Annotated in this window: 13 protein-coding genes and 1 pseudogene; 4 read left to right on the forward strand and 10 right to left on the reverse strand. The window is 70.9% G+C overall.

What is annotated here, in order from left to right:
• Positions 1-2: 2 nt before the first annotated feature.
• The gene (locus ACIQOU_RS31290; RefSeq protein WP_401542153.1) at positions 3-4961 is read right to left on the reverse strand and encodes an NAD-glutamate dehydrogenase; all 4959 of its coding nucleotides are present in this window, start codon (positions 4959-4961) and stop codon (positions 3-5) included.
• A 1079-nt stretch (positions 4962-6040) separates the two neighbouring features.
• Here ACIQOU_RS31290 and ACIQOU_RS31295 point away from each other — a divergent pair.
• Positions 6041-6607 carry a DJ-1/PfpI family protein gene (locus ACIQOU_RS31295; RefSeq protein WP_401542155.1) on the forward strand — a complete coding sequence of 189 codons (567 nt, stop codon included), beginning with the start codon at positions 6041-6043 and terminating at the stop codon, positions 6605-6607.
• Between the two features lie 259 nt (positions 6608-6866).
• Here the strand turns inward: ACIQOU_RS31295 and ACIQOU_RS31300 are convergent, their stop codons facing one another.
• A complete protein-coding gene (locus tag ACIQOU_RS31300; RefSeq protein WP_401542157.1) occupies positions 6867-7544 on the reverse strand; it encodes an HAD family hydrolase in 678 nt (225 codons plus the stop codon).
• Between the two features lie 344 nt (positions 7545-7888).
• Positions 7889-8404, reverse strand: a complete 516-nt coding sequence (locus tag ACIQOU_RS31305) for a DUF6912 family protein (RefSeq protein WP_401542159.1) — start codon at positions 8402-8404, stop codon at positions 7889-7891.
• A 339-nt stretch (positions 8405-8743) separates the two neighbouring features.
• Between ACIQOU_RS31305 and ACIQOU_RS31310 the strand changes: the two genes are divergently transcribed.
• Positions 8744-9466 carry an Rv3235 family protein gene (locus tag ACIQOU_RS31310; RefSeq protein ID WP_401542161.1) on the forward strand — a complete coding sequence of 241 codons (723 nt, stop codon included), beginning with the start codon at positions 8744-8746 and terminating at the stop codon, positions 9464-9466.
• A gap of 122 nt (positions 9467-9588) precedes the next feature.
• Here ACIQOU_RS31310 and secA read toward each other — a convergent pair whose 3' ends face one another.
• On the reverse strand, positions 9589-12432 hold the full coding sequence (gene secA / locus ACIQOU_RS31315; RefSeq protein ID WP_401542164.1) for a preprotein translocase subunit SecA: 2844 nt from the start codon (positions 12430-12432) through the stop codon (positions 9589-9591).
• A gap of 276 nt (positions 12433-12708) precedes the next feature.
• Here secA and ACIQOU_RS31320 point away from each other — a divergent pair, with 276 nt between their 5' ends.
• Positions 12709-13287 carry a GNAT family N-acetyltransferase gene (locus ACIQOU_RS31320; RefSeq protein WP_401542166.1) on the forward strand — a complete coding sequence of 193 codons (579 nt, stop codon included), beginning with the start codon at positions 12709-12711 and terminating at the stop codon, positions 13285-13287.
• Between the two features lie 93 nt (positions 13288-13380).
• Entirely contained in the window at positions 13381-14553 is a 1173-nt protein-coding gene (locus ACIQOU_RS31325) for a winged helix-turn-helix domain-containing protein (RefSeq protein WP_401542168.1), read from the forward strand.
• A gap of 18 nt (positions 14554-14571) precedes the next feature.
• Here ACIQOU_RS31325 and ACIQOU_RS31330 read toward each other — a convergent pair whose 3' ends face one another.
• The 6 genes and pseudogenes from ACIQOU_RS31330 to mtrA form a co-directional block, all read right to left on the reverse strand.
• Positions 14572-15318 (reverse strand): response regulator, encoded by a 747-nt coding sequence (locus ACIQOU_RS31330; RefSeq protein ID WP_401542171.1) that lies wholly within the window; start codon positions 15316-15318, stop codon positions 14572-14574.
• Positions 15319-15528: 210 nt separating this feature from the next.
• Entirely contained in the window at positions 15529-16224 is a 696-nt protein-coding gene (gene hpf, locus ACIQOU_RS31335) for a ribosome hibernation-promoting factor, HPF/YfiA family (RefSeq protein ID WP_401542174.1), read from the reverse strand.
• 311 nt (positions 16225-16535) lie between these two features.
• Positions 16536-17405 carry a ComF family protein gene (locus ACIQOU_RS31340; RefSeq protein WP_401542176.1) on the reverse strand — a complete coding sequence of 290 codons (870 nt, stop codon included), beginning with the start codon at positions 17403-17405 and terminating at the stop codon, positions 16536-16538.
• A gap of 455 nt (positions 17406-17860) precedes the next feature.
• Positions 17861-19693, reverse strand: a complete 1833-nt coding sequence (locus ACIQOU_RS31345) for an LpqB family beta-propeller domain-containing protein (protein ID WP_401542179.1) — start codon at positions 19691-19693, stop codon at positions 17861-17863.
• Between the two features lie 81 nt (positions 19694-19774).
• A pseudogene (mtrB, locus tag ACIQOU_RS31350) lies at positions 19775-21737 on the reverse strand (MtrAB system histidine kinase MtrB); the annotation flags it as partial.
• A gap of 1 nt (position 21738) precedes the next feature.
• On the reverse strand, positions 21739-22428 hold the full coding sequence (gene mtrA, locus ACIQOU_RS31355; RefSeq protein ID WP_187281934.1) for a two-component system response regulator MtrA: 690 nt from the start codon (positions 22426-22428) through the stop codon (positions 21739-21741).
• Between the last annotated feature and the right edge of the window lie 6 nt (positions 22429-22434).

Below are 22434 nucleotides of genomic sequence, written 5' to 3' on the forward strand. Positions count from 1 at the left end.
AACTACGCCCGCGTGCGCAGCAACGTACGCATCGTGCGCATAGCAACAGACAGGTTGGCGAGGTCAAACGCCTCAGACCCCTGGATCTCATCCAGCGTCACCCGCGCCCGCCCAAGAATCGGCGCGTTCTTCTCCTCCCACGCCTCGAACCGAGCCCCCGGCGTATCCGAACCGCTCCCCACGGCAAGCACATCCGCCGTCAACGCGGAGTGCGCCGCGTACAGGTCCTCCCGGATCGACGCCCGCGCCATCGACTGCCACCGGTCCGCACGAGGCAACTCGATGATGCGGTCCATGAGTTGGGAGATGTTCAGCCGGTCACCGAGGTCGTAGTACACCTCGGCGACATCCATCGGCTCCCGGCCCATCCGGTCGGCCACCGACACGATGTCGACGGCGGGGAAGACGGACGAGAACCCGGCGACCCGCGTGGCCAGCTCATCCGGCACCCCCGCCCCCGCCAGCTCGTCGTGGATCTTCTGCCACCACCGCGCGTCAGCACCCCGCAGCAGCTTCGGCAGCTCCTGCCACACCTGCTCGACCCGCTCCGCGAAGAACTCCACCGTCTGCGCGATCTGCAACGGCTGCGGCCGGTTGTTGAGCAGCCAGCGCGTGCCCCGCTCCACGAGCCGGCGCGAGTGCAGCCGGATACGGGTCTGGACGGCGGCCTCGACGGTGTTGTCGAGCGCCTCCACCGCGTCCCACACCGGCCCCGAACGGAAGATCGCGCGGGCCGCGGTCTGCGCCCGGACGATCTCTTCGAGCGACGCGCCGGTCTCCTCGCGCAGCCGGTGCAGATACGTTGTTCCGCCGGTGTTGACGGTGTCGTTGACCAGCACGGTCGTGACGATCTCGCGGCGCAGCGGGTGCTTGTCGACGTACTCGGCGAACTTCTCGCGCACGTCCGAGGGGAAGTACGCGTACAGCAGCCCGCGCAGATAGTCGTCGTCGGGCAGCGTGGTGTGCAGCAGCTCGTCGGCGACGGTGATCTTCGTGTAGGCCAGCAGCACGGCGGTCTCGGGGCTGGTCAGACCCTGGCCCTGGGAGAGCCGCTCGCGGATCTGGCGGTCCGAGGGCAGGAACTCCAGGGCCCGGTCGAGGTGCCCCTCGCGCACCAGGTGGCGCAGGAACCGCTGCTGGGCGTGGAGCATGTCCTTGGACTGGGCGAGCGCGTTGGCGATGGCGGTGTTCTGCGCGTAGTTGTTGCGCAGGACCAGCGTGCCGACCTCGTCGGTCATCGCGGCGAGCACCTTGTTGCGCTGCTTGACGGTCATGTCACCGTCGTTGACCAGGCCGTTGAGCAGGATCTTGATGTTCACCTCGTGGTCGGAGGTGTCCACGCCCGCGCTGTTGTCGATGGCGTCCGTGTTGATCTTTCCGCCGGACAGCGCGAACTCGATGCGGCCGAGCTGGGTCAGGCCCAGGTTGCCGCCCTCGCCGACGACCTTGACGCGCAGGTCGGCGCCGTCCACCCGGATCGGGTCGTTGGCCTTGTCGCCGACGTCGGCGTGGGACTCCGTCGACGCCTTGACGTAGGTGCCGATACCGCCGTTCCAGAGCAGGTCGACCGGTGCCTTGAGGATCGCCTTCATCAGGTCGGCCGGGGTCATCTTGGTGACGCCGGCCTCGATGCCGAGGGCCTCGCGGATGTGCGCGTTGACCGGGATGGCCTTGGCGGTGCGCGGGAAGACACCGCCGCCCGCCGAGATCAGGCCGGTGTCGTAGTCGGCCCAGGAGCTGCGGGGCAGCTCGAAGACGCGGCGGCGCTCGGCGTAGGAGCCGGCCGCGTCGGGGGTCGGGTCGATGAAGATGTGCCGGTGGTCGAAGGCGGCGACCAGGCGGATGTGCTCGGACAGCAGCATGCCGTTGCCGAACACGTCACCGGACATGTCACCGATGCCGACGACGGTGAAGTCCTCGGCCTGCGTGTCCACGTCCAGCTCGCGGAAGTGCCGCTTGACGGACTCCCAGGCGCCGCGCGCGGTGATGCCCATGCCCTTGTGGTCGTACCCGGCCGAGCCGCCGGAGGCGAACGCGTCCCCGAGCCAGAACCCGTAGGTCTGCGCGACCCCGTTGGCGATGTCGGAGAAGGTCGCGGTGCCCTTGTCGGCGGCGACGACGAGATAGGTGTCGTCCTCGTCGTGCCGGACCACGTCGGCCGGCGGGACGACCTCGCCGGCCACCATGTTGTCGGTGATGTCGAGGAGCGCCGAGATGAACGTCTTGTAGCTGGCGATGCCCTCCGCGAGCCACGCGTCGCGGTCGGCGGCCGGGTCGGGCAGCTGCTTGGCGACGAAGCCGCCCTTGGCGCCGACCGGCACGATGACGGTGTTCTTCACCATCTGCGCCTTGACCAGGCCGAGGATCTCGGTGCGGAAGTCCTCACGCCGGTCGGACCAGCGCAGCCCGCCGCGCGCGACCTTCCCGAACCGCAGGTGCACGCCCTCCACGCGCGGCGAGTACACCCAGATCTCGAACGCCGGACGCGGCGCGGGCAGGTCCGGGATGGCCTGCGGGTCGAACTTCATGGACACGTAGTCGTGCGGCGTGCCGCCCGTGGTGGCCTGGAAGAAGTTGGTGCGCAGGGTCGCCTTGATGACCGTCAGGAACGAGCGCAGGATGCGGTCCTCGTCCAACGAGGCCACCTGGTCGAGCGCCGCGTCGGCCTCTTCGAGGAGCGCGTCGACGATCTCGTGCCCGGCCCGCTGCCGCTCCGGCGCCATCCGCGCCTCGAACAGCGAGACGAGCAGCCGGGTGGTGTGCACGTTGTTGCGGAGGGTGTCCTCCATGTAGTCCTGGCTGAACGGCGATCCCGCCTGGCGCAGGTACTTCGCGTAGGCGCGCAGCACCATCGCCTGCCGCCAGGAGAGACCGGCGCTCAGCACCAGCGCGTTGAAGCCGTCGTTCTCCGCCTTGCCGGTCCAGGTGGCGGCGAAGGCCTCCTGGAAGCGCTCGCGGCCGTCCTCGCCGAGGTAGTCGGCGACGGAGCCGGAGAACTGCGGCATGCGCAGGCCAAAGTCGTAGATCCAGGCGATCGAACGGTCCGAGCAGCGCAGCTCGTAGGGCCGCTCGTCGACGACCTCGACGCCGAGCCGGCTGAGCACCGGCAGCACCGCGGAGAGGGAGACGGCGCCGCCCTTGCGGTAGATCTTGAACCGGCGTTCCTCGGGCGCCGCCCCGACCGGCTCGTAGAGACTGAGCGCGAACGTGTTCCCCTCGTCGAGCGCCTCGATGTGGACGAGGTCGGCGACGGCGGCGCGCGGGGTGTGGTCGGCCTTGTAGCCCTCGGGGAAGGCGCTGCCGTAACGGCGCAGCAGCTCGGCGGCCCGCTCCTCGCCGCACTCCGCGTTCAGCGCCTCGCCGAACGCGTCCGCCCAGGACCGTGCGGCCTCGGACAGCCGGACCTCGATCCGGTCCTTGTCGGCGTCCGACAGTTCGGGCAGCTCGGTGCCCTGCGGCACCCGCACCACGAAGTGCAGCCGGGACAGGATCGACTCGGTGTTCCAGGCGGTGAAGTCGACGCTGGTGCCGCCCAGTTCCTCCTTGAGGATGTCGATGATCCGCAGCCGGACGCCGGTGGTGTAGCGGTCGCGCGGCAGGTAGACGAGGGCGGAGTAGTAGCGCCCGTACTCGTCCTGACGCAGGTAGAGCCGCAGCCTGCGGCGCTCCTGGAGGTAGAGCACCGAGGTGACGATGGACTGCAACTCACCGATCGGCGTCTGGAACAGCTCGTCGCGCGGGTAGGTCTCCAGGATCTGGAGCAGGTCGCGGCCGTCGTGGCTGTTGGGCGAGAACCCGGCCCGCTCCAGCACCTCCTGCACCTTGCGCCGGATGACCGGAACCCGGCGCACCGACTCGGTGTACGCGGCCGACGAGAACAGCCCGAGGAAACGGCGCTCCCCGACGACGTTGCCCTCCGCGTCGAACTTCTTGACGCCGATGTAGTCCAGGTACGACGGCCGGTGCACGGTGGCGCGGCTGTTGGCCTTGGTCAGCACCAGCAGCTTGTGCTCGCGGGCCTTGGCGCGGACGTCGGCGGGCAGCCGCTCGAAGGACGGGCTGACCGGGTGGCCCTCGTCCTGCGAGTGGTGCGGGTCGGCGCGCAGGATGCCGAGGCCGGTGCCGGGCACGGCGCCCAGCGAGTCGTCGTCGCGCAGCTCGTACTCGCGGAACCCGAGGAAGGTGAAGTGGTCGGCGGCCAGCCAGCGCAGCAGCTCGCGGGCCTCCTCGACGTCCTGGTCGACCAGGTCGGTGGCGACGGGTTCGGCGGGCAGCTCGTCGGCGATGCGCAGGGCCGCGTCACGCATCTTCTCCCAGTCCTCGACGGCCTCGCGGGCGTCGGACAGGACGCGCAGCAGGTCGGCGGTGATCTGCTTGAGATCGCCGCGGTCGGTCTCCCGGTCGATCTCGACGTGAATCCAGGACTCGATGTGCCCGTCGTGCGGGAGCTTCGCGCCCGGCTGGGCGGCGAGCACCTCGATCAGCTTGCCGGTGATGTCACGGCGGACGACGACCTGCGGGTGGATGACGACATGGATGCCGCGGCCCTGGCGCGTCAGCTCGTTGGTCACCGAGTCGACGAGGAACGGCATGTCGTCGGTGACGACCTCCACCACGGAGTGGCTGCACGTCCACCCGTTCTCCTCGACGGTCGGGGTGTGCACGCGTACGTTGGCGGTGCCCTGGGGTCGGTTCTCGGCCAGCCGGTAGTGGGAGTAGGCGGCACCGAAGACGTCGACCGGGTCGCGGTCGCCGAGGTCCTCCGGGGCGGTGTGCAGGTAGTAGCGCTGGAGGAACGCGAGCACGGATTCCCGGTCCGGGGTGTCCCGCCCCTCGGGAGTGTCGGGGGTGCCCTCGCCCGTCTTCCCGGTCGGTAGATGGCCCCCGACCGGGCTGTTCTCAGCAACCCGAGCGGCCCTCTCCAGCAGCTCGGCCTTGGCTTCGTCCAGCTTGGTCTGCATTGTCCTCTGACTCCTGTCGCGCGCCGTTGCGTGACGTAGAAGGAAGTTCGGCGGTCTCTTCCCTTGCGGCCCAACGCCACGGCCCGGAGTGTCCGGTCCGTTCCGACGCTATGCCGCGGGGTGAGATGAGCGGGGGTTTATCAGCCATTTTCGACGCGCGCGGCGGGTGTGATGCTGATCTCTGCGACCCCGCCGAGGGTGTGCGCGACGCCCGGGAGGCTCTCGCTCTCCGGTCCCGCCCGCGAGGATCAGCGACCGCCGCCCGGTCACGGATGTGGTCCGTGCCCACCGGGCGCGATGCGGGGGCGACAGTGCCCCCGCGAACTATCGCGCTGATCACGACACCCAGGCTATCCCCCCACCCTGGGCCCCCGTCATGAGCCGTATATGCACAATTCCAATCCCCAATCTTTGCCGATCCGCACAGAACGATTAGGGACAGGGGGGACTTATCGGACGGGCCGAGGATCGCGCCGCCGGGCGGGGGGCCTCGCCAGGGCGCGGGGTCGGCTGTCTTCCGGGCGGGGGGCCTGCCTCGCCGGGGTCGGGGTGGCCGCCTCGCCGGGCGGGGGCGGCTGCCTTCCGGGCAGGGGGTGGCTGCCTCGCCGGGGGCGGGGGCCCGCCTCACCGGGCGGGGGGCAGGTCGCGCCGGGCGGGGGGGCAGGTCGCGCCGCCGGGCGGTGCCTCGCCGGGGCACGGGGGCGACTGCCTTCCCGGCAGGGGGCGCCTGCCTCGCCGGGCGGGGGGGGCGGCTGCCTTCCCGGCGGGGGTCGCCTGCCTCGCCGGGGTCGGGGTGCTCGCCTCGCCGGGCGGGGTCGGCTGCCTCCCGGGCAGGGAGTGCCTGCCTCACCGAGGGCGGGGTGGCCGCCTCGCCCTGGAAGCGGGGTGTCTGCCTTCCCGGTGGGGGAGGCCGTTTCTCCGGGCGGGGAGGGGTCGCCCAGGGTGGGCGCCTCGCGCGGGGGCGGTGCGCCCGGGGTAGCGCACGCGCCTCGTCGCCGGGGCTGCGCCTTCCGGAGGGACGGTGGTTTCGCGCCGCGCGCCCTCTTGGCAAGTCGGCCCGCCGAGGGCACGTTGCCGACATGACAGCCAAAATCCTGATCGTCACCGGTGACGCGGCGGAGTCCCTGGAGGTGCTGTACCCGTACCAGCGCCTCCGTGAGGAGGGTTACGAGGTCCATATCGCGGCTCCTTCCCGCAAACAGCTCCGATTCGTCGTTCACGACTTCGAGCCCGGCTTCGACACGTACACCGAGAAACCCGGCTACACCTGGCCCGCCGACCTGGCCTTCTCCGAGGTCGACCCCGGCCAGTACGTCGCCCTCGTCATCCCGGGCGGCCGTGCCCCGGAGTACCTCCGCAACGACGCCGAGCTGCGCAAGATCGTCACGTCCTTCTTCGCCGCGGACAAACCCGTCGCCCAGATCTGCCACGGACCCCTGATCACCGCCGCGACCGACAGCCTCGGCGGCCGCCGGGTGACCGCGTATCCGGCGCTGGAACCGGACATGCGCTCCGCAGGCGCCGCCTTCCAGGACACCGAGGCGGTCGTCGACGGCCCTCTGGTCTCCTCCCGAGCCTGGCCGGACCACTCGGCCTGGATGCGGGAATTCCTGACGGTGCTACGAGCCAAGGCCCCGGTGAGCTGAGGGGGAACGGGGCGGGGGCCCGGGTTGGCCTGGCCCGGCCCGACCTGGCCACTGAGGGAACGGAGTTGGCGGGGGGGCGGCGATGGACCTGGGCCTACGCCTACGTCACGCGACCCCGCCCGACGAGGACCCCCGCCCTGCACAGCCCCTCAGCCCCTCAGCCCCTCAGCCCCTCAGCCCCTGCACAGGCAAGACCCGCCACGCCCCTCACGCCACCCCGCCCAAGAGCGCCCCGCCGACGCCCTCGCGCACCCCCCCCTCACGCCGCCAATCTCTCCGCCTCCGCCACCGCATCCGCCAACGTGTCGACCACGGGTACGCCGACCGCTTCGAGGCTGGCCCGGCTGTGCGAGCCGCCGGTGTACAGCACGGCCCGTGCACCCACGTGCAGGGCGGCGATGGCGTCGTCGGCGGCGTCCCCGATCACCACCGTCCTCGTCGGGTCCACGCCGGTGAGCGAGTCGAGGTGGCGCACCATGTGCTCGGCCTTGCTGCCGCCGGAGGGCCCGGTGCGGCCGTCGACCCGGAGGAAGTGCGGTTCTATCCCGAACGTGCGGACCAGCGGGACGAGTTCATCGTGCCCGTACATGCTCAGCAGGGACTGGCTGTGCCCCGCCGACCGCCATCCCGTGAGCAGCTCCGCCGCCCCGTCGGTGAGCCCGCACCGGTCCCGGTACGCGGTGTAGTGCCGATGGAAGGTCCCGTCCATGACCTCCCACTCGGCGTCGGTCGGCAACCTCCCGAGCAACCGCTCGTAGAACTTCGGCACCGGCACGCAGTACAACTCCCGGTACTGCTCCATGGTGAGCGGCCGAAGCCCCAGCTCGCCGAAGGACGCGTTGGTCGCCCCGATGATCGCGTCGTTGTCGTGGAACAGCGTCCCGTTCCAGTCCCACACGATGTGAGCCCCGCCGTGATTCCCCGTGTGTTTCCCCATGCCGAAAACGTTACCGGCCCCCACTGACAATCAGCAGACCCCCAGCTCACAGCCCCACACCCCTCGTTTCCAGAGACGCCGGAAACTGCACAGCCCCCCCTGCCTTCAGGGGCGCGAGGAACTGCGCGACAAGCCCCCACCGACCAAAAGCCCCCCACAAACCGATCCCCCCCACCCCCTGCTTTTAGGGGCGCGGGGAACTGCGCGACAAGCCACGACGGCGCCGCACCCGCAAACCCCCTCCCCCAGCACCCCCCTGTCTTCAGGGGCGCGGGGAACTGCGCAAAACCCCCGACGGACCCGCACCCGGCGAACGCATCCCAGGCCCCCCAGCCCCCACCCGATCAGCCACCCAACCCCACGAGACCCGGAATCTCCTGCGTCGCGAACCACAACAACTCATGATCCTCAACCCCGTCCACGACGCCCCGCGCACCACCGTCCCCACCGTCCGCCGCGGCCAGCGCCCCCGTGGCAGCGGCAACGTCCCCCTCCGCATCCCCCGCATCGACATGCACAGCCGCCGCCTTCGCCAACGCCACCGCCCCACTCACCCGCACCTCACCCAGCACCGCGGGTTCCACCCCCGGGCCGGAGTCGGCGGACACCGCGCCGTCGGCCACGTCGACGGCGACCACGACCCGGCGCCGAGGCGCCCCGGCGTCGGCGGCCAGCAACCGCAGGGACGCCGACGCGGCCCGGTTGAGCGCGGCGTACTCCAACTCCTCGATGTCGTCGGAGAGATACCACTCACGCAGGGCGGGCGTGACGGCGTACGCGAGGAAGGGACCGACCCCCAGCTCACCCGTCTTGTACGCCTCGGCGAGACCGGGGAGGGTCAGAGGGACGTAGACGCGCATGGCTCGCCACTTTCTTCGGGTGGCGCAACCCCTCCATGGGGCTCCGCCGAGGGGCCGGGGAGAGCTTCAGGATACGTGGGGCTGTCCCCTATCGAGTCCCCACCGGCGCCCCGAAAAGCGTCCACTCCCGTCCTCGAAATTCACCCCACCCACCTCGCTCACCTGCGCTTACGCTCCCCGGATCAGCCTGATAAGTGAATCTGCCGAGCACCCCGACGCGGCCCCCGGCCTCCTTGCGGCCCCTCGCCCCGACCCCGTACAAGATCCCCACCAGCAAGTTACTTACCGGTACAGCGGTGGCTCCCACCACGGACCACCGCACATGGAACGGGGACTCCCATGCACAAGGTCATGACGAGGGCACAGCAGCGCACCAGCACCCGCCCGCCGACCCGGGGCGACAGCCGCCGCCCGTCCGGAACCCCGCCCCGCGCCCCCGGCGGCACCCGCACCCGCACGGCCCCCTCGGGAGACGGCCCCTCGAACACCCCCGGCGCCCTCCGCCCGACCACCGGCCCGACGGACAACCGCCCCGCAACGGCCGCCACGGCGAGGCCCACGACACCCGGCCCCGCCCAGCGCACGCGACAGGGCCTCGCACGCACCGGCCCCTCCACGACCCCGTCGGCGGTCTCCCCGACGCCCACGACCGCCGCGCACGCCTCCTCGGCCACCGCTCAGGCGCCCACCGTCCCCGCCCAGTCCCGCCGCCGGCTCCCGGTCCCCCAGCAACGCCCCACCGACCTCTTCGCCGACCGGCTCCTGGAGGTGCTGAGCGGCCGACGCCCCGTCCACTGGATGCTGCGGCACACCGCGGGCCGCGCCTACGACCAGCTGACCCTGCTCGCCGAACGCGCCCCGCTGCGCACCCGCGGCCCGCTCCCGGTCGTCCGCGACATCGGCTACTACGTCCCGCGCCCCGGCGCCATCGAGGCCTTCGCCCGCATCGGCGCGGGTGACCGGGTGCGCGCCCTGGCGTTCCGGCTGGAACAGGGACCTGACCTGCGTTGGCGCTGCACGGCCGTGGAGGCGGGCGGCCCGCACGGCGCCACCCGCGGCTGACCCCAGGCACGCCGAAGGGCCGGGCACCCCCAAGGTGACCCGGCCCTTCCGGAACAGCTACAGCGCGCTCGTTCCCGACGTTCCCGACGTTCTCGACGTGTTCGCCGGTCCCGTCGACGCCGTCACTTCTTACGACGACGGGCGCCCCGCGACTGCTTGCGGCGCTCCGCGCGCGTGAGGCCGTCGGCCTCGGAGCGCACGACCTCGTCGTCACCGGCGAACTCGCCCTCGATGGTGCCACCCTCGCCGTCCACGGTCGGCGCCGAGAAGTGGAGGTTGCGGCGCTGCGGGGCGTCCAGGCCCTTGGCGCGGATCTCGGGGCGGGCGCCCGCCTGGGCCGGCACCGCGTCCTGCGAGCCGTCCTGCTCGGGCCGCGCGTCCTCGACCGGGACCTCCTCGACCTGCTGCTCGACCTGGACCTCCAGGTTGAACAGGTAGCCGACGGACTCCTCCTTGATGCCCTCCATCATGGCGGTGAACATGTCGAAGCCCTCGCGCTGGTACTCGACCAGGGGGTCCTTCTGCGCCATCGCGCGCAGGCCGATGCCCTCCTGGAGGTAGTCCATCTCGTAGAGGTGCTCACGCCACTTGCGGTCCAGGACCGACAGCACGACCCGGCGCTCCAGCTCACGCATGATGTCGGGGCCGAGCTGCGTCTCGCGCGCGACGTACTGCTCGTGGATGTCGTCCTTGATGGAGTCGGAGATGAACTCGGCGGTCAGACCGGCCCGGTCACCCGCCGCCTCCTCCAACTCGTCGACGGTGACCTTCACCGGGTAGAGCTGCTTGAAGGCGCCCCACAGCCGGTCGAGGTCCCAGTCCTCGGGGAAGCCCTCGGCGGTCTCCGCGCTGATGTACGCGTCGATCGTGTCGTTCATGAAGTGCTGGACCTGCTCCTGGAGGTCCTCGCCCTCCAGAACACGTCGGCGCTCGCCGTAGATGACCTCGCGCTGCCGGTTGAGGACCTCGTCGTACTTGAGGACGTTCTTGCGGGTCTCGAAGTTCTGCTGCTCGACCTGCGACTGGGCGGACGCGATCGCGCGCGTGACCATCTTGTTCTCGATCGGAACGTCGTCGGGGACGTTCGCCATCGACATCACGCGCTCGACCATCTGGGCCTTGAACAGCCGCATCAGGTCGTCGCCGAGGGACAGGTAGAAGCGGGACTCGCCCGGGTCGCCCTGCCGGCCGGAACGACCGCGCAGCTGGTTGTCGATACGGCGCGACTCGTGCCGCTCGGTGCCCAGGACGTAGAGGCCGCCGAGGTCCTTGACCTCTTCGAACTCGGCCTTGACCGCCTGCTCGGCCTTCTTCAGGGCGGCGGGCAGCGCGTGCGCCCACTCCTCGATGTGCTCCTCGGGGTCGAGGCCACGCTGACGCAGCTCCGCCTCGGCGAGGTCCTCGGGGTTGCCGCCGAGCTTGATGTCGGTACCGCGGCCGGCCATGTTGGTGGCGACGGTGACAGCGCCCTTGCGGCCGGCCTGGGCGACGATCGTCGCCTCCCGGTCGTGCTGCTTGGCGTTGAGCACCTCGTGCTGGACACCGCGCTTGGAGAGCTGCTGCGAGAGGTACTCGGACTTCTCGACCGACGTCGTACCGACGAGGATCGGCTGCCCCTTCTCGTGCTTCTCGACGATGTCGTCGACGACCGCCTCGAACTTGGCGACCTCGGTGCGGTAGATCAGGTCGGACTGGTCCATGCGGACCATCGGCCGGTTGGTCGGGATCGGGACCACACCGAGCTTGTAGATCTGGTGGAACTCGGCGGCCTCGGTCATCGCCGTACCGGTCATGCCGGACAGGCCGGGCAGGTCCTTGCCCTGGTGGTCCTTGCGCTTGTAGAGGCGGAAGAAGTTCTGGAGGGTGATCGTGGCGAGCGTCTGGTTCTCGTCCTTGATGTCCACCCCTTCCTTCGCCTCGATCGCCTGGTGCATGCCCTCGTTGTAGCGGCGGCCGGCGAGGATACGGCCGGTGTGCTCGTCGACGATCATGACTTCGCCGTCGATGACGACGTAGTCCTTGTCCTTCTTGAAGAGTTCCTTGGCCTTGATGGCGTTGTTGAGGTAGCCGACCAGCGGGGTGTTCACCGACTCGTAGAGGTTGTCGATGCCCAGCCAGTCCTCGACCTTGGCGACGCCGGACTCGTGGATGGCGCAGGTGCGCTTCTTCTCGTCGACGTCGTAGTCGCCGGTCTCCTCAAGGCCCTTGAGCGGGTTGCCCGCCTCGCCCTTCTTCAGGCGGGTGACGAGCTTGGCGAAGTCGCCGTACCACTTGGTGGCCTGGTCGGCCGGGCCGGAGATGATCAGCGGCGTCCGGGCCTCGTCGACGAGGATGGAGTCGACCTCGTCGACGATCGCGAAGTTGTGGCCGCGCTGCACCAACTCGTCCTGCGCCCACGCCATGTTGTCGCGCAGGTAGTCGAACCCGAACTCGTTGTTCGTGCCGTACGTGATGTCGCACTCGTACTGCTCACGCCGCTGGGCCGGGGTCATGTTGGCCAGGATGCAGCCGACCTCCAGGCCCAGGAACTTGTGGACGCGGCCCATCATCTCGGAGTCGCGCTCGGCCAGGTAGTCGTTGACCGTGATGAGGTGCACGCCCTTGCCCGACAGCGCGTTCAGGTACGCGGGCAGGGTGCCGACCAGGGTCTTGCCCTCACCGGTCTTCATCTCGGCGACGTACCCGAGGTGGAGGGCGGCGCCGCCCATCATCTGCACGTCGTAGTGGCGCTGGCCGAGAACACGCTTGGCCGCTTCGCGCACGGTGGCGAAGGCCTCGGGGAGCAGGTCGTCCAGGCTCTCCCCGTCGGTGTAGCGCTGCTTGTACTCATCGGTGAGGGCCCGCAGCTCGGCGTCGGAGAGGTCGACGAAGTCCTCTTCGATGGAGTTGACCTGGTCCGCGATGCGGTGCAGTTTGCGCAGGATCTTGCCTTCGCCTGCACGCATGATCTTCGAGAGGACGGACACGGGGGTTGGTCTCCTTGCCGGTCGGGCCTGGGACGGTCGTTTTCTGGATTGCTGAGCAACGGCCATCGTATGCGAGGACCCCGCCGGGCCGGGAGGCCTGCCGGGACCACGACCGTGGCCTGTTTCGAGCGGCACTTCAAATCATCCGCAAAGGGGACAACGGCCGGGGCCCTCGGATGGTGCCGCACCCGGACAGGAATTGCGCGAATTGTGATCACCCGCTCACCCATGGCAAAGAGATGGCGGCCACGCGCGCGTGCGCAGCAGAATCGGCCGATGGAACCCGTGACCCTCACGACCTCACGTCTTCTGTTGCGCACGGTCGGCCCGCAGGACACCGACGCGGTGTACACGGCTGTCCAGGACCCCGACACCCTGCGCTGGACCACACTCCCCTCGCCCTATCTCCCCGAGCACGCGCGAAGCTTCACCGAGGAGATCGTCCCCGAGGGCTGGGCGAACGGCTCCTCGTTCACGTTCGGTCTCTTCCTGCCCGGCGGGGAGTTGACGGGGATGGTCGGCCTCTCCATGCGGTCGCTGAGCACGGCCGAGATCGGCTACTGGGCCACCAGGGAGTACCGCGGCCGGGGTTACGTCACCGAGGCCGTGCGCGCCGTGACCCGGTGGGCCGTCGTCGACCTCGCCGTCGACCGGGTGGAGTGGCGCGCGGAGGTCGGCAACGCGCCCTCGCGCGCGGTGGCCGAGCGCGCGGGCTTCGTCCTGGAGGGCGTCCTGCGCTCGGGCACGGTCCACGGCGGCGTCCGGCGCGACTCCTGGGTCGGCTCGCTGCTCCCCTCCGACCTGGAACTGCCGTCGACCGCGCCCTACCTGCCCGCCTCCGACCGCTCGCCGTAACCCGGCGTCGGAGCAGGCGTCGGAGCAGGCGTCGGAGCCGAAGAACCCGCAGGTCAGCCCGTGTTGTCAGTGGCACCCTCTATCGTGCGGGCCATGACGACTCCGCGCCCAAGCACCGCACTCTCGGCCGACGAGGCCCGCCGTATCGCCCTGCGCGCACAGGGCTTTCTCGGGTCGCCCGACCGCCGGGCCGGAGTCCGCGGCGTCCTGCGTCATCTGGGCGCGGTCCAGCTGGACACGATCTCGGTGCTGGCCCGTTCCCACGAGCTGATCCCGTACGCGCGCCTGGGCGCGGTGGGCCGCAGGACGGTGGAGGACGCCTACTGGAAGGACACGCACGCCTTCGAGTACTGGTCGCACGCCGCGTGCGTCCTGCCCGTCGAGGAGTGGCCCCACTTCGCCTTCCGCCGCCGCGCCTACCGCGACCGCCCGCACTGGAGCCACGACCTGCCGGAGGGCACCTACGAGCAGGTCATCAAGCAGTTGCGCGCCGAAGGCCCGCTCACCGCGACGGAGTTGGGCGGCGCCAAGCGCACCAGCGAGTGGTGGGACTGGTCGGGCACGAAGGTCGCGGTGGAGCGCGCGCTGATGTACGGCGAGGTGGTGTGCGTGGAACGCCGGGGCTGGAAGCGGGTGTACGACCTCGCCGAGCGCGCGATCCCGGAGGCCCTGCTGCACGACGAGCTGGACGACGCCGAGTGCCTGCGCCGCCTGGTCCGCCTCGCCGGCCGTTCGCTGGGGGTGGGCACCCGCGCGGACATCGCCGACTATCACCGGCTCAAGGGCGAGCAGGTCGAGGCGGTGATCGCGGACTCGGGTCTGGTGCCGGTCACGGTCGAGGGCTGGGCCAAGCCCGCGTGGGCCGACCCCGAGGCGCTCGCGACACCCGCGCGGGGCCGTCACCGCACGACGCTGCTCTCCCCGTTCGACTCCCTGGTGTGGGAACGGGCGCGCACGGAGCGGATCTTCGGCTTCACCCACCGTCTGGAGGCCTACGTCCCCAAGCCGAAGCGCGTCCATGGCTACTTCGCGATGCCGGTGCTGGCCGGCGGCCGTCTGGTGGGCCGCGTGGACCCGGCGCGCGAGGGCCGCGTCCTGGTCGCCAAGCAGGTCACCCTGGACGGCCCCAAGGCGGTCGCTCCGGTGGCCCAGGCGCTGGCGGAGGCGGCGAGCTGGGTGGACTGCACGGACGTGCGCGTGGAGCGGGTCTCCGCGCCGGAGTTGCGCGCGCCCCTCGCCCAGGAGGTGGCCCGGCTGGTGAGCTGACCGGCCCTGGCCTCCGCGCTAGCGGATCTCCAGGATCTTCTCCCGCATCGCGTAGACCACGGCCTCCATCCTGGAGTGCAGCTGAAGCTTCTCCAGGATGTTGCGCACATGGTTCTTCACGGTGTTCTCGGAGATGAACAACTCCTTGGCGATATCCCGGTTGTTCATCCCGGTGGCCACCAGCTTGAGCACTTCCAGTTCACGGTCGGTGAGCCGGGGCGCGGGGACCAGGCGGCGTTCGTCGGTGCGCTGGATCATCGATTTGAACTCGGTCAGCAGTTTCGACGCCATGGACGGACTGATCTGCGACTGCCCGTCGGCGACCGCGCGGATCGCGGTGGCGACCTCGTCGGTGGAGATCTCCTTGAGGAGATATCCGGTGGCGCCCGCCTTGATCGCCTCGTAGAGATCGGCTTCCTCGTCGCTGATCGTCAGCATGATGATCTTCGCGCTGGGGGCGACCTCCTTGATGGAGGTGCACGCCTCGATCCCGCCGCGCTTGGGCATCCGCACGTCCATCAGCACGATGTCCGGCAGCAGATCGGCGGCCTTGTCGACGGCCTCCGCGCCGTCCCCGGCCTCTCCGACGACCTGGATGTCCTCCTCGGCCGCGAGCACGATCTCCAGACCACGGCGGAAGAGGGCATGGTCGTCGACGACCAGGACTCTGATCGGCTCCTTGCGTGGAGTGCCCGCCTCCGGGCCCATGCCGACGACGCCGCCGTCGGCATCCTCGTCCCGCATCGGTCCGAAGCTGTCCGCCATCGTTCCTCCCCCTGAAGGCTGTGGCCCATGGTGCGCCATCGCCAACCCAAGGCAACGGCCCACCGGTTGAGCCGTTGCGGCCATGATTCCATGCCTGGGCTACAACCCGGTGACAGCGCGGGGCTGAAGTGGTCGCACGTGGTCGCACGCCGGGGCCCCTGGGGGCGCACGCGCGCTCCAGGGGCCCCGGTTCCGCTGCCGACGGGGCGGTCAGCCGCCCAGCGTGGCGCCTGCCTCGGGCGGCGGGGCCTGCGCGACCATCGGGTCCGTGTTCAGGTGGATGACGCCGTAGTCGTAGGCGTGCCGCCGGTAGACGACACTCGGTTCCTTGGTCTCGGAGTCGACGAACAAGTAGAAGTCGTGGCCGACCAGTTCCATCTCGTAGAGGGCCTGGTCGAGGCTCATCGGGGAGGCGACGTGGGTCTTCTCGCGGACGATGAGGGGCCCGTCGCCCTTCACCTCCAGCGAGCCGATCCGCTTGGTGGGGACGGCGCCGTCCGGCTCCAGGTCGTGGACGGGGTCGCCGTTGATGTCGAGCGTCGCCGCGTCCGGCACGTGGTCGGCGACCTCGGCCGCCGAGATCCGGCGCGCGCCACGGCGCGAGAACCTCTTGTCGTGCTGCTTGCGCAGCCGTGCGTCCAGCTTCTCCGCCGCCAGGTCGAGTGCCGCGTACGGGTCGTTGGCCGAGGCCTCCGCCCGAATCACCGGGCCGCGCGAGCGGAGCGTGATCTCCACGCGGTCGCACCGGTCGGCCTGTCGGGGGTTGGGCTCCTTGGACACCTCGACATCGAGGCTGATCACCTTGCCGTCGAGCTTCTGGATCTTCTCCAGCTTCAGCTTCTCGGCCACGTGCTTGCGGAACCGCTCGGGCACCTCGGTCTTGCGGCCCTTGACGACGATGTCCACGCAGAACTCCGTTCCCGGATAGCTCCGCTTCGGTGGCGGAGCATCTCCCTTTTGCACCAGGCCCCGGTAAGCACCGGAACCTCGGACTCGGTGACGTCCACCTCCTCCCCGCCTGCGAGATCTCCACCCCGCCGGCCCGGGTGATGAGGTGAAACCCGCGGCACGGCATTCGGATGAGTGGGGTAGGGCCTGAGCCTTTCCCTCACAACCGAACATATCTCGCCCGGAGGGATGTCGTCACCCTCTAGTGGGCCCTACCTCCGTTCAGGTGAATTGCTCTCCGTATTACCTGCAACGATGCAAGTTCTCTCTCAGTTCCGGTTTATTTCAAAAGAGCCAGGAGCCGCCGCGACGACCGCCGCGCAGATCACGGTCCCGGTACCGTCCGCACCTCGCCCTTCCGGCCCGGCGCCCGTCCGCCCGGCCACTCTGTCCGTCGCTCCAACCGTTCGTTCTCCTCTGCCTTCCCGGCTCGCGCCCTCGTACACAACCGGCTTCGTCAGTACCTCCGTTCGTGCCATCGCCCCTCGTATCGCGCGCGCCGCCTCTGTGAGCGAGGCCCCCGTCGTCATCAGGTCGTCGACGAGGATCACCGGGCCGCCGCGCAGCAGCCGTTCCGCTCCGGACGCGACGGCCAGCGCGCCCGCGAGGTTGTCCAGCCGCTGTCCGGCGCCGAGCCCCGACTGGTCGGACACCGCACGGCGCTGCCGCAGCGCCGCGAGCACCTGGGCCGGCGTCCCGGTCCGCCGCAGCTCCCCGGCCGCCGCGAGGGCGATCCGCCGCGCCGGGTCGTGCCCCCGCGCCCGCACCGCCGCCCGCGCCGACGGCACCGGCACGAGCAGCACCGCCGTATCCCCGCCCGGCATCGCGCCGTACCGCCCGGCCGCCGCCCGCAGCCCCGCCCGTACCGCCCTGGCCAGGGCCTCGCCCAGCGGTGCGGACAGGCCCAGGGCGCCCCGCTCCTTGTGCGCGAGGAGCAGGGCCCGTACCTCGTCCACGTACGGGGCCGCCGCGTGCACCACGGGCAGTCCCGGCGGCTCCACCTCGGGCCGCACCCGGCCCGGTACGGCCCCGCTCAGGGCGGCACGGCACTCCGGGCAGAGCACCGTGCGAGGCGTTCCGCAGCCTCCGCACTCGGCCGGCAGCACCAGATCGGTCAGGTCCTGCCACAGCCCCCGCATGCCCACCACTGTGCCAACGCAGGGCCCACCCGACCAGCCCTGTGGATAACTCCTTGTGGAAAACCCACCCGGCCCCCGCCGACCACCGCAATCGCCCGTGCCACCCACCCCGACCGACCCCGCCGACCATCACGACCGCCCGCCACGCACAACGCGGTGACCGAGCTGGTGCAGCGGCCGTTCGAGACCCCGACCGCCCCCGCCACCCACCACGCACCGCAGCCACCGCCACCACCCCGACGGCCGCCGACACTTTCCCCCGACAAGCGATCCGACAGCCCGCCCCGACACTCACCCAGCAAGCGACCCGGGCCGCCCACACTCGCCGCTCCCCAGGCAGCCCGCCCCGGCTCCCCCGGCAGCCGATCCCCGATCGCCCCACCGGCACTCCCGGCAAGCACCCCCAACGGCCACCGCCACCACCGCTCACCGGCGGCCGGGCCGGAGCGGGCGCCTCACCCCGGATAGACCGGAGCCGTCCCGTCCGAGACCACCTTCTGCCACTGTGCCCCCGACGGCAGCCGCACGATCCCGTCCTCCGAGTACGCGACCAGCGGCAGCCGGTCGTCCTCGGTCGCCGTGATCTCCTTGACGCCCGACAGGGCGGCCGGCGCGGGTCCCTCCGGGGTGGAGCCGTCGACCTGGACGTAACGCGTGGTCTGCACGCCGCCCTGTTCGCGCCCGACGACCACGAGGCGGCTGTCCCCGGCCCACGACATCGTCGTCACGTCCTCGAAGTCCGGTGTCGCGGACCGCAGTTCGAGCACCGACACGGCCGGCTTCTCGTCGGCCTCGGCGGTGCGTTCGATCCGTCCGATGAGCAGCGACTTCTTGTCGCCCTTGACCACCACGAGCGCGATCCGCACCCCGTCGGCGGCCACCTTGACGTCCTGGACACGCCCGTCCAGCTGCGGCGCCTTGACGACGATCGGGTCACCCGTGCCGTGCTCCAGCAGGAGCAGTCGCGGATGCGCGGTGTCGCGGTCGGCCACCCAGAGGTCACCGCGCGCGTCCCAACTGGGCGCCGTCAGCCGGTCGTCGTCGGTCGCGCCGTGGCTGACCAGCGCCGGGTCCCCGAGCGACTCGCCCGACGTCAACGACGTGACGTACAGGTCGCGTCCGTCGGCCGAGACGGCGGCGGCGGAGTGCTCGTCGCGCGCGACCGCGACCGACCTGAGCGGCTTGTCGCCCTCGCCGAGCGCGCCCGGCACCGGGTCGGGCCGGGTGCCGGTGCCGCCGGACGGCAGCCGCACGAGCCGGTCCTTGCCGTCGACGAAGTACAGGTAGTCCGGGGGCTGTTCGGAGCCCCGGGCGGCGACGCTGTCCGCGCGGTCCTCACCGAGCGAGCACAGGTTCCGTTTCCCGGACCGCAGCTCGACCTGGTCGACGGCCGGGGTGAGGTCGCGCAACGTGAACAGCAACTGGGTCGCCATCTCGGCGCACTTGGCGGCCCCCACGCGCGCGGCGTTCGCGTTCAGCGGCACGGTGAGCTTGTTCTGGTCGTCCGGCGCCAGCGAGGTGACGCCCTTCTGGAGCGCCGTTCCGGTGGGGAAGCTCGTGCGGACCACCGGGTCGAGCCAGCGGGTGGGCCCGCCGAGCACCGACCGCACCATCTCCGTCAGGGGGTCCACCCGGCGCCGCACATACACGGGGTCGGCGACCGCGGCGGCCTGCCCGGAGGCGCCCTCGGCGGTGTTCGAGGCGAAGAAGTACTTGTTGACGGACATGTAGTTGCGCTGGAAGTCCGACTTCCCCATGACGACGCCCTGCGGCAGCCTGTCGATGCGCCACTGCTTGGTCCTGCCGTCCCTGATGAGATGCAGGGACTCCGTGTATGAGCCGTCGGCGGGCGCGTACGCGTCCTGTCCGTCCACCCGGGCGACCCGCGTGCCCGTCAGGTGGAACGACAGGTCGTCGGCGGCGTCCCGGGCGTCCCGGTTGTCCGACACCGTGCCGGGGCCGTCCGCGAGGACCGTGACGGACCGGTCCGGCCGCCATGTCTTCGACGCCGCCGCCGTCAGATACTGCCTGGCCGTCGAGTAGAGCGGATCGTCGCTGGTCAGCGCCTCCAGGAACCCCGAGAGGATGTCCGCGGGCTGCGCGTTGTCCTGCGGCGGCATCGCGAACACCCGCACCTGGGTGTCCTGCCGGGGCGTGGAGTCCACCCCGCGCAGATCCCCGCTGTCGGGCATCGACGCACACCCCGTGAGCAGAACGGCACCACAGGCGACGTACGCCCCTACGCGCGCGTACCCGCGCCGGACGTTCTCCGGGCGGTCAGCGCCCACGAAATGCCTCCCCATGCGTGTGCGAGCTGTCCTGCGCCGCCTCCGCGCGCTCCTGGCCCCCGCCCTGCCCCGACGTCGGCTGCCGGGTGCCGGAGGCGGGCCGGGGCACCACCCGGGAGCCGTTGCCCGGCAGCGCCGTGGGATCGGCCGTGGCCGCCGTGGCGGACGTCCTGGGGGCGAGCTGCGGTATCTGGTCCCCGGCGGGCTGTACGGGCACCGTGGCGGCCTTGTCGCCGCTCGTGGAGGGCAGCCCGGCGGCCTTGGCGGCCTTCAGCGCCCGGTTGTGCCGGGAGTCCTTGGGTTCCAGGGGTATCGGCGAGCCCCGCAGCGGCTCGTCCGCGGTCCTCGGCAACGTCAGCCGGAACTGCGAGCCGCCCCCCGGCTCTCCCCACGCCTGCAACCAGCCGCCGTGCAGCCGCGCGTCCTCCAGGGCGATCGACAGCCCGAGGCCCGTGCCGCCGGTGGTACGCGCGCGTGCCGGGTCGGCCCGCCAGAAGCGGCTGAAGACCCGGGTGGCCTCACCGGGCTTGAGCCCGACGCCGTAGTCACGCACGGCCACCGCGACCGCCCCGCCGGCCGCGGCGAGCTTGACGACGACGTCCTTGCCCTCGCCGTGCTCCACGGCGTTGACGACGAGATTGCGCAGCACCCGCTCCACCCGCCGGGCGTCGGCCTCGGCGACGACGGGCTGTTGGTCGCCAAGCACGCGTATCGCCGTTCCCTTGCGCTCGGCGAGCGGCTCGGCCCCGCTGACGACGCGGCGCACGACCTCTCTGAGGTCTATCGCCTCCGCCTCCAGGGCCGCCGCGCCCGCGTCGAACCGGCTGATCTCCAGCAGGTCCGCGAGCAGCGACTCGAACCGGTCGAGCTGGTCGGCGAGCAGTTCCGCCGACCGCGACGTCACCGGATCGAAGTCCTGGCGCGCCTCATGGATGACGTCGGCGGCCATCCGCACGGTCGTCAACGGCGTCCGCAGCTCGTGCGACACGTCCGACACGAACCGGCGCTGCATCCGCGACAGGTCCTCCAGCTGCTGGATCTTCAACTGGAGGTTCTGCGCCATCTTGTTGAAGGCCTCGCCGAGCCGCGCGATGTCGTCCTCGCCGGTGACCTTCATCCGTTCCTGCAAGCGCCCGGCGGACAGCCGCTCGGCGATCCCGGCCGCCATCCGCACCGGCGTGACGACCTGCCGCACCACCAGCCACGCGATGGCCCCGAGCAGCACGACGACGAACAGCCCGGCCGTCGCCAGCGTGCCCTTGACCAGGCTCAGCGACTTCTCCTCCTGGGTGAGCGGGAAGAAGTAGTACAGCTGGTAGGGGTCGCCGTTGGGGTCGTTGACCTGCTTGCCGATGACCAGGGCGGGCTGGGAGTCCTTGTCGGAGTCCTTGTAGATGATCCGCGTGTAGCGCTGGGACGCCGCGGTGCTGCCGTTGACGCGCGCGCGGAGGTCGTCGGGCACGCTCACCGTCGGGTCGACGCCACCGGAGGCACGCGGTCCGCGCCCGCCGCCGCTGTCGTCGCCCGCGGGCAGCGTGACCACGTCAAAGGCGCCCTGGCCGCCGCTGGAGAGCGACGACACGAGGTCGCTCATCCACGCGATCACGTTCTGCGAACTGTGCCCGTCCGGGGCGGTGGCGTCGTCCGTGGTACCGGCCGAGGCCTCGTCGGCCCGCTGCTTGGCCACCGCGAAACCGCCGGTGGCCTGGGACTGCGACGCCTTCACCTTGGCGTCGAGGAGGCCGTTGCGCACCTGCCCGATGACGACGAAGCCCAGCAGCAGGACCACGCCCAGCGACATCAGCAGGGTCGTCGCGACGACCTTGAGCTGGATGTTGCGCCGCCACAGCCGCATGACGGGCAGCAACGGCCGGCGCAACCAGCGCATGAACAGGCGCAGGACCGGGCTCCCCTGGACCCCGCCCTGGAGCAGACCGCTCTCCAGCAGGCTCGCCCAGCGCGAACCCGCCGTCTTCCGGCCGACAGGCCGCCCCGCGCGGGCCCCGTCGCGCCCGGACGTCGAAGCGGCACTGTCACCGGACATGTCAGCTCGGCCCTGCCTTGTAACCGACCCCACGGACGGTCACCACGATCTCCGGCCGCTCCGGGTCCTTCTCGACCTTGGAACGCAGCCGCTGCACATGCACGTTGACCAGACGGGTGTCCGCCGCGTGCCGGTAGCCCCAGACCTGCTCCAGGAGCACCTCACGCGTGAACACCTGCCACGGCTTGCGCGCCAGCGCCACCAGCAGATCGAACTCCAACGGCGTCAGCGCGATCGACTGCCCCTCGCGCTTCACGGAGTGCCCCGCCACATCGATGACCAGGTCACCTATGGCGAGCTGCTCAGGCGCCGGCTCCTCCGACCGCCGCAGCCGTGCCCTGATCCGCGCCACCAGCTCCTTCGGCTTGAACGGCTTCACGATGTAGTCGTCGGCCCCGGACTCCAGGCCCACCACGACATCGACGGTGTCGCTCTTCGCCGTCAGCATCACGATGGGCACACCGGACTCCGCCCTGATCAGCCGGCACACCTCGATGCCGTCCCGACCGGGCAGCATCAGGTCCAGGAGCACCAGATCCGGCTTGGCCTCCCGAAAAGCAGCCAACGCCTTGTCACCGTCGGCTACGAAAGACGGCTCAAAACCCTCACCACGCAGCACGATGCCGAGCATCTCGGCAAGTGCGGTGTCGTCGTCGACGACAAGGACTCGTCCCTTCATAAACGACATCATCCCATT

The organism is Streptomyces sp. NPDC091279 (assembly GCF_044757465.1).
Taxonomy (GTDB): Bacteria; Actinomycetota; Actinomycetes; order Streptomycetales; family Streptomycetaceae; genus Streptomyces.